General features: G+C 50.3%; 3 protein-coding genes. 2 read left to right on the plus strand and 1 reads right to left on the minus strand.

The features are described from left to right. Positions 1 to 67 precede the first annotated feature (67 nt). Positions 68 to 973: an iron-containing alcohol dehydrogenase gene (locus RT018_RS05455; RefSeq protein WP_312940056.1), complete on the plus strand. Its 906-nt coding sequence runs from the start codon at positions 68 to 70 to the stop codon at positions 971 to 973. A gap of 81 nt (positions 974 to 1054) precedes the next feature. Next, positions 1055 to 1942 (plus strand): 4Fe-4S cluster-binding domain-containing protein, encoded by an 888-nt coding sequence (locus tag RT018_RS05460; RefSeq protein WP_312939993.1) that lies wholly within the window; start codon positions 1055 to 1057, stop codon positions 1940 to 1942. A gap of 162 nt (positions 1943 to 2104) precedes the next feature. On the opposite strand, the gene RT018_RS05465 is transcribed toward RT018_RS05460, so the two are convergent. Then, positions 2105 to 2572, minus strand: coding sequence for a GNAT family N-acetyltransferase (locus RT018_RS05465; RefSeq protein ID WP_312939994.1), 468 nt, complete (start codon positions 2570 to 2572; stop codon positions 2105 to 2107). Positions 2573 to 2705 lie beyond the last annotated feature (133 nt).

Raw genomic sequence — 2705 nt, forward strand, 5'->3', positions numbered from 1 at the left:
CAGGAACCCGGCGCCTGCCGGCGTCGGCTTCCTGACTGTTTGGTAAGTTGGAGGATATCCGATGAATATGTTGAATCTTCCCAAAAAGGTTTATTTTAAGAATGGTTCCGCAAGCGTGGCTTTGCGGGAACTGAGCGAAGTCTATCATTTGAAGCGCGCGCTTCTCGTATCAAATCCGCGGCTGTATCGCAATGGCACCGTTTCATCGATTGGTGGGCAGTTGCGAAAGCAAGGCATCCGTACGGCTGAATTTTTCTCCATAAGTGCCGTGCCGTCCTTTGCGGACCTTCGCAGTGGCCTGCCAAAGCTGTCGGAATTCCAGCCGGATGTGATTGTAGGCATCGGTGGCGGCGGGGCGATGAGTGCAGCCAAGGCGCTTTGGCTTTTGTATGAAAATCCGGATTTGGACTTGGCGGCCGCGGCAGAAGCTCCCGCCCGCATTCATACCGGCGTAAAAGCAAAGCAGGTGTTGGTGGCCACTTCGTTTGGAAGCGGGGCGCAGAATTCGCCATTTTGCGTGCTGAAAAATGATTCCGGAGAGACCTGTGTCATCAAAAGCTTTGAATTGCTGCCGGAAATTTCAGTCACGGACGCCCGGTTCGCCGAAAGTCTGTCTCCCGCCCAAATCAAAGCCTGCGGACTCGCCACGCTCTCGCAGTCAATTCGTGGATTTGCAGGCGACAGCTGCTGCGAATATACGCAGGGATTGCTACGGGAGGCAGTGAGCGCGGTGCTCAGCAATTTGAAGGCTGCCGAAGGGGGTTGCCCTGTCGCGCTGGAAAAACTTCATAACGCAGCGGCCCTTGCAGGCGCGGCTTACGGGAATGTGATGGATACCGTTGATTTCACCGCGCCGTTCTACCCGTTTACTACGGAAAAAGCTATGCATCGTGAGCGCATAGATATGCTGGCCCAAGACTTGAACTTATCAGGGGTTCAAACGCTGTGGGAAGCATGTGAGGCGCTCTTCTAAAACCGTAGGCAAGCTGGCATCCCGATTGTCGATCATCCCATGGCGCCCAAGCGTATGCATTACTCTGAAAGGTCTATCACTATGAACTATCCGTATAAAACGCGGGAAGGCGGGGCGACAATCACGATTTTTGTCCCGTATGACTGCCACAATCACTGTCCCTTTTGTATCAACAAGGGCGAATACGCAAATCCGGACGGTTTTTCTGTTGAAAAAATCTGCCAGAGCATTGAGCAATTGAATGCCGTCACACCTCACTGCGATTATGTGTTTACAGGGGGAGAGCCTCTGGCCAATCTGGATTCTCTTCAGATAATGCTGGATAAGATTCCCACCACCCACAAGGTCTACATCAATACGACACTCCCTGTGTCCGAGCATCAGTCTGAAGAGGACATCGTGGCATTTACTCGGCGGAATCGAGACAAAATAACCTGCATCAATGTCTCTCGCCATATGCAGCGGTATGTGGTGGAGTCCAACGATCAACTGCTTCCCAGACTAGCGGTTCCCTTCCGGATTAACTGTGTCCTCTATCAGGATTATCCCGCGTCGGCTCTGATCCCCTATCTGGACCGGTTCAGTGAAATCCCCGGCAGTTCTGTCCAATTCCGGTTTGACTACACCGCCACCACGCCTGAAAACCTTTATGAGGAGAAGGGCGACCGAATTTTGCAGGACTTGAAGAGAATTGCCGTCTACACCGGGCTGGAGGGCTGCCGGATGCGCTGCGGTTTTCATTTTGACTACCGTGGTTTGAAGGTAACCTACCACAAGACGCTCCCCTATAGCACCATTGTAGAGCGGGATTCTCACAGCGGCGTAACCTATGCAATTTTGTACGACATTCTCATCAAGCAAAACGGAGACATTCACTCCGATTGGGACGGCACACCGCTGAATTTGGAAGCATACCGCAGCGCCGTGTTTGAACCGCATGATCTGAAGTGGCTAGCCCGAATTGCATAAACAACAGGCAAAGGCGGCGCAGCATTGCTGCGCCGCCTTTGCCTGAACTCTTTCTGCGACCTGTTTACCGGGAAGTCACTGAGGTAACAAAACTGATGATAGATACACTTGCTCTTATAAAGGAAATGCGGAAGTTGGCAGGCAGGATGGTCCACCATGTGCTTACGAATCTATACTCTTTTCCATAAAACAATTGGTAAGCTCTATGTTCCTGCGAACCGCTATGTTTTTTCGGACAACACGATAGCCGCGCGCTTCAAAAAAAGGCTTCGCGGTGATCGAACCATAGGTCGTAAAATGAAAAATACCGCGAGAAATTGCCTGATGTTCAAGTTCGTAGAGTATAGCGGTTGCAACACCTCTGCTTTGATAGTCCTTGTGGACATAAAGCATATTAAGATAACCAGTATCGTCCATATCGCCGAAGCCAGCGATATCGCCGGTTATTTCTGCAACAACAGTGTGATGCTCTAAAAAAGACTTGTTCCATGCAGAGATGTCTACATTTCCTGTTGCCCAGGCATCAAGCTGATCTTTTGCGTAATCTTTCGCGTTTACTGCGTGTACCGTGTTGAAAAAAAGCTTTGCCAAAACAGGACAGTCTTCAGGTTTATAGATTCTTGTTTTCATGGACACCTCGTGCAGCTACGAATAAACAGGTGAGCTTGCCTGCTTTTCAATACTTTTAGTTTATGGGAGAGGGAGGCTCAAACGGGTTGGTTCAAAATGGATAGGGTTATTGCACTATAAATAGACAGAAGCC

The organism is Oscillibacter sp. (assembly GCF_032060045.1).
Taxonomy (GTDB): Bacteria; Bacillota; Clostridia; order Oscillospirales; family Oscillospiraceae; genus Oscillibacter.

Bases quoted from the DNA above. Each gene is read 5' to 3' on its own strand.
- RT018_RS05460 (WP_312939993.1), top strand. From the start codon at position 1,055: ATGAACTATCCGTATAAAACGCGGGAAGGCGGGGCGACAATCACGATT.
- RT018_RS05455 (WP_312940056.1), top strand. From the start codon at position 68: ATGTTGAATCTTCCCAAAAAGGTTTATTTTAAGAATGGTTCCGCAAGC.
- RT018_RS05465 (WP_312939994.1), bottom strand. From the start codon at position 2,572: ATGAAAACAAGAATCTATAAACCTGAAGACTGTCCTGTTTTGGCAAAG.